General features: G+C 65.8%; 5 protein-coding genes and 1 pseudogene. 4 read left to right on the top strand and 2 right to left on the bottom strand.

The annotated features are described in order from the left end of the window. Both fadE and AC1DSN_RS17880 read right to left on the bottom strand, forming a co-directional pair. A pseudogene (gene fadE / locus AC1DSN_RS17885) lies at positions 1-484 on the bottom strand (acyl-CoA dehydrogenase); the annotation flags it as partial. A gap of 5 nt (positions 485-489) precedes the next feature. Continuing rightward, positions 490-1,377 carry an alpha/beta hydrolase gene (locus tag AC1DSN_RS17880; RefSeq protein ID WP_477296711.1) on the bottom strand — a complete coding sequence of 296 codons (888 nt, stop codon included), beginning with the start codon at positions 1,375-1,377 and terminating at the stop codon, positions 490-492. 140 nt (positions 1,378-1,517) lie between these two features. On the opposite strand from AC1DSN_RS17880, the gene AC1DSN_RS17875 reads away from it, so the two are divergent. From AC1DSN_RS17875 to AC1DSN_RS17860, 4 genes are all read left to right on the top strand, one after another. Further along, a complete protein-coding gene (locus AC1DSN_RS17875) occupies positions 1,518-2,108 on the top strand; it encodes a TetR/AcrR family transcriptional regulator (RefSeq protein ID WP_063571842.1) in 591 nt (196 codons plus the stop codon). A 108-nt stretch (positions 2,109-2,216) separates the two neighbouring features. Beyond that, positions 2,217-4,007, top strand: coding sequence for a phosphoenolpyruvate carboxykinase (GTP) (locus AC1DSN_RS17870; protein ID WP_477296709.1), 1,791 nt, complete (start codon positions 2,217-2,219; stop codon positions 4,005-4,007). 200 nt (positions 4,008-4,207) lie between these two features. Then, positions 4,208-4,762, top strand: coding sequence for an RNA polymerase sigma factor (locus AC1DSN_RS17865; protein WP_063573080.1), 555 nt, complete (start codon positions 4,208-4,210; stop codon positions 4,760-4,762). Continuing rightward, the gene (locus AC1DSN_RS17860; protein ID WP_063573079.1) at positions 4,759-5,178 is read left to right on the top strand and encodes a hypothetical protein; all 420 of its coding nucleotides are present in this window, start codon (positions 4,759-4,761) and stop codon (positions 5,176-5,178) included. Before AC1DSN_RS17865 ends, AC1DSN_RS17860 begins: the two co-directional genes overlap by 4 nt. Positions 5,179-5,279 lie beyond the last annotated feature (101 nt).

The following is a 5,279-nucleotide window of genomic DNA, read 5'->3' as shown; positions in this document are numbered from 1 at the left end:
ACTCCCAGACGTTCGGCGGAAGGTCGGCCAGCTCGTGGGTGATCTGCCAGTCGTCGATCATGCCGCAGAGTTCTTCGACGGGGCCGTCGAGGAAGGCCTGCTCTTCCACCGAGAGTTCCGGCTTCGGCTGACGCAGCAATTCCGACCAGTCCGGCTTGCCCGAGAACAGCTGGCCTTCGAAACCGACGGTGCCGGCCTCGAGGGCGGTCTGCTCGGTTTCCGACAGCTTCGGCGTCACCTTGGCGAAGATCGACAGCAGCGGTGCGCTGATCTTCTTCCGGCGGAAATCGACCATTAGCAGCGGTGCGGCGACCAGGGCCAGCAGGATCAGCACGACGACCGTGGTTACCGGCGCACGCGCGAGCAGGCCGACGACGAGGGTCGTGACCGCCGTGGCGACAGCCCACGTGCGCAGCGACGTGCGGTGGTAAGCGCAGGCACCGGAGGCAATCAGTGCCGCCAGTACAACCAGGATTGCAGACATCGGTATTACCTCGGGAGCGATTGCATGAACTGGGAAATCTCGCGGGTAAACGCGTCGTTCGCGTCACCGGCCACCATGTGCGTGGCGTCGGCGAGGGAAACGTGGCGCGCATGCGGGACGAGACGTAGGAATTCTTCGACGGTCTGGCTGGAGACGACGTCGCTGCGGCTGCCGGAAAGGAGCAGCACCGGCACCTGGACGCGCGCGGCGGCCTCGAACAGGCGCGGCTGGTAACGCTCGCTTTCCTGGACGAGGCCGCCATCGAGCAGGGCGGGATCCCAGTGCCAGCGAAGGCGGCCGTGCTCGTCCTGGCGCAACAAGGGCTTGAGCTGTGCTTCGGATTTACGCTCACGGCGGTGCGGCAGGTACGCCTCGATCGCCGAGGCCGCCTCCTCATAACTCGCGAAACCGTCCGGGTGCGCGCGCATGAAGCCGAGGATACGTTCGACCCCGGCGGTTTCCCAGCGCGGGGTGATGTCGACCAGGATCAGCGCCGAGAACGGCGGGCGGCCCTCCTCCGCTTCACCGGCGGCCATCAGGCCCAGCAGCCCGCCCATCGAGGCGCCGACCAGCACCGGTGGCCGGCCATCCGGTGAGCCGGACTCGGCCGATACCGCGAGCAGATCGTGGACGAACTGCTCCATGTGGTAGTCGCCGCGCGGCACGCGCTCGCTTTCGCCATGACCCCGCGCATCGAAGGTGGTGGCATCGAAGCCTTGCGCCGCCAGCGTTCGCGCCGCGCCGTTCCAGGCGTGGCGCGTCTGCCCGAAGCCGTGCGCGAAGATCAGCGCCGGCGAACGCACGCCCGGCCAGCGCTGCGTAGCCAGCGCAATGCCGTCCATCGAGACCAGGCTCGCAGAGGCAGAGGATACGGACGTGGAATGGGCAACCATACGGCCGAGTATGTAGGTCTGCGAGAGGTGCGTCAATACGCCCGCGTACGGTCACGCAATGGCAACCAAGTCAAGGTCTTATGCAACAAGCCAGGAGGCTGCCGGATTGCAAACGGCGGCGTCTCGGCTACCATGCGTCGATGACCGACGGTGCCAAGAATGAACGAGTCCGCCTCTCCGCAGAAGACTGGGAAGACGGCGCCCTAGCCCTTATCGCCGAACAAGGCGTCGGCGCCCTTGCCGTGGAGGCGCTTGCGCGCCGTCTGGGCGTCACCAAAGGCAGCTTCTACTGGCACTTCCGTACGCGCGAAGCCCTGCTCCAGGCCTCGCTCGAACGGTGGGAAGAATACGGCGAACGCGAAGTCCTCGGTGAAATCGAGCGCATCGCCGATCCCCGCAAGCGCCTGCCGGAACTGTTCCGCCGTGTCGCCCACGAACTGCAGGCGCATCGCGTTTACGCCGCCCTGCTCAAAGCGCTCGACCATCCGCAGGTCGTGCCGGTCATGGCGCGCGTGTCGCAGCGGCGCATCGAGTTCCTCACCACGATGTATCAGGAAGCGGGCCTCGAGCCCGTTGTCGCCCTGCATCGTGCACGGCTTACCTATGCCGCCTACGTGGGCTTCCTGCAGCTGAACTTCACCCTTGGCCTGCCGCGACTGAGCCACGACGAGTTCGACGCCTATGTCGAGCACGTGATCTTTACCCTGACGCCGGCCAAGCCGACCGCGTGATCGGACGCGTCAGCTGAACGGCGCGGCGACTTTTGCTGCGCCGTGCCTTGCCAATACCATCGAACGCAAACTACTGTCTCTACAGCGTTTAACTGGAGACCACAACGGATGCGTTCGTACGGCAGTTCCCTGGAAGCATTGAATCGATGGGTTGACGATGTCGCCCGACTGACGGAGCCGACCTCCGTTCGCTGGTGTGACGGCTCGGACGCGGAATACGCCGAGCTCGTCCAGACGATGCTCGCCAGTGGCGATCTCCTCCCGCTCAACGAGGAGACCAACCCGCGCAGTTACCTGCATCGCTCGAATCCGTCGGACGTCGCTCGCGTCGAGCACCTGACCTTCGTTTGCACCCCCGAGGAAGACGAGGCGGGCCCGAACAACCATTGGATGGCACCGGCCGACGCACACGCCAAGATCGACGCGCTGTTCGCCGGGGCCATGCGCGGACGCACCATGTACGTCATTCCGTACTGCATGGGTCCCATCGACTCGCCGCTGTCGCGTTGCGGTGTCGAGATCACCGACAGCCCCTACGTGGTCGCCAACATGCGCATCATGACGCGCATGGGCGCCCCTGCCCTCGCCCGCATCGAGCGCGAAGGCCAGTTCGTGAAGGGCCTGCACTCCACGGGCGATCTCGATCCCGAGCGTCGCTTCATCATGCATTTCCCCCAGGAGCTGTCGATCAAGTCGATCGGCTCCGGCTACGGCGGCAACGCCCTGCTCGGCAAGAAGTGCCACGCGCTGCGCATCGCCAGCCACCAGGCGCGCCGTGAAGGCTGGCTCGCCGAGCACATGCTCATCGTCGGCATCGAGAACCCGCAGGGCGAGAAGCACTACATCGCGGCGGCGTTCCCCTCGGCCTGCGGCAAGACCAACCTGGCCATGCTCATTCCCACCGAGGGCTACCTCAAGGCGGGCTGGAAGGTCTGGACCGTTGGCGACGACATCTGCTGGATGACACCCGGTGAAGACGGCCGCCTCTGGGCAATCAACCCCGAAGCCGGCTATTTCGGTGTCGCCCCGGGCACCGGCGCGAATACCAACCCGACCGCCCTGGCCACCCTTGGCCACGATGCGATCTTCACCAACGTGGCCGTGACCACGGACGCGCGTCCGTGGTGGGAAGGCCTCGGCGAAGGCGAACCGGTCACCGACTGGCAGGGGCGTCCGTACGACGCGGCCAACGGTCCCGCCGCCCATCCGAATTCCCGCTTCACGGTCAGCGCGAAGCAGTGCCCAAGCTGGGCACCCGAATCCGAACATGCCGCCGGCGTGCCCATTTCGGCGATCGTATTTGGCGGCCGCCGCCCCTCGCTGGTGCCGCTGGTGTTCGAGGCGAAGGACTGGGCGCACGGTGTTCTTGTCGGTGCAGCCATGGGCTCGGAAACCACCGCCGCCGCCACGGGCGCGGTCGGCGTGCTTCGCCGCGATTCGATGGCGATGAAGCCCTTCTGCGGCTACAACTTCGCCGACTACTTCGCCCACTGGCTGTCGTTCGACAAGCCCGGCGCGAAGCTGCCGCGGATCTTCCACGTGAACTGGTTCCGCAAGGATGCCGACGGTCGCTTCATGTGGCCCGGTTACGGCGAGAACCTCCGGGTGCTCGACTGGATGATCCAGCGCGTCGCCGGCAAGGCGGAAGGCATGGAAACCCCGATCGGCGTGGTGCCAGCCAAGGGTGAGCTCAACGCCGAGGGTCTGTCATTGAAGCCTGGCGCCCTCGACGAGCTGCTCCACGTCGATGTCGAAGGCTGGACCGAAGAACTCAACGCCATCGGTCTCTACCTCGAGGGTTTCGGCGCGCGCATGCCCGAGCGCCTCAAGGCCGAGCGCCTGCGTGTGAGCAAGGCCCTGGAAGCCGCCGTGGAGCGTCGGGCAGCCAACGTCGCCTGATATCAGGCCAGCCCTGCTGCTGTGGGGCTGGCTCTGTGTGGGAGCCGATTCATCGGCGATTGGGGCTACCACTTCGCCGCTTTGTTGGCTTTTCGCCGCTGAAGCGGCTCCCACATTTCCTTTATCCCTTAAACGCTTCTCCCCTTGCCGGCATCCAAGCTGGCAAGATGAATGCCCTATGCCTCGCCGCCACTTCCTTCATGCAGCCTGAGCTGCCTGTCGCCACGTCCGATGACGATGTGGTGCGCGCTGCCGTCGGCGGCGACCGGAAGGCGTTCGAGACGCTCTACCGCAAGCATTCGGACCGGGTCTATGGCGCCATCCTCCGCCTGGCCGCCTTCGACCATGCCCGCGCGGAAGACCTGACCCAGGAAGCCTTCATCCGCGCCTGGCAGAAGCTCGACGGCTTCCGCTTCGAAAGCGCGTTCGGCACCTGGGTGTACCGGTTGGCGGTCAATGTGGCACTCATGTCCATACGTGCCCGCAACGCCGACCCCGTCAGCATCGTCGACGATGAACATCTACCGGACATCGCCGACCTCGATAATCCCGTCCGCGCCGTGGAGCGCGACGAGCTGGAAAAGGCCATCGCGGCGTTGCCGCCGCGGGCCCGTGCCGTGCTGGTCCTTTACGACGTGGAAGGTTGGAAACACGAGGAGATCGCCCTTGAACTCGGGATGGCGGTCGGTTCCTCGAAAGCGCAGTTACACCGTGCACGCGGACTACTCCGTCGCGCACTGGGAGATAAGCCATGAATGACCTCGATTACCTGCGCCAGATGCGCTCCCTCAACCGGCCGGTTGCGCCCCGTCGTGACCTATGGGCCGGCATCGAAGCCCGTCTGGACGAGGCGCCCGTCGCCGCGACGTCGCGCCATCGACGCGCGCAACCCTGGCTGATGGCCGCTGCCATTGCCGGCGTGGCCCTCCTCGGTGGCAGCATCGGACTCCATCTCGTCGCGCCTACTGGCAGCGACGCCCTTGCCAGCGAAACCCACTGGAAACCGACCGACCCGCGCCTCTCCGGAGCTGCGGTGGAACTCGACGCCGCGCGCATGGAGCTGACCCAGGCCATGCAGGACTCCCCCGATTCGGCCGCCCTGCAGCGTCTGCTGCTGAAGACCGAACGCCAGCGCGACCGTCTGCGTAACCTCGAAAAGCAAGCCGGCTAACATGCGAACAGCCAGGACCCCACTCAWGAAAACGCTCTACATCACCCCCCTGCTGCTGGCGTTCTCGATCGGACAGGCATTCGCCTCGACCCCGATCAACC

The sequence above is a fragment of the Luteibacter sp. P4_D7_3 genome (assembly GCF_056401735.1).
The sequence above is the reverse complement of the archived record's forward strand: the minus strand, read 5'-3'. Positions and strand labels throughout refer to the sequence as shown.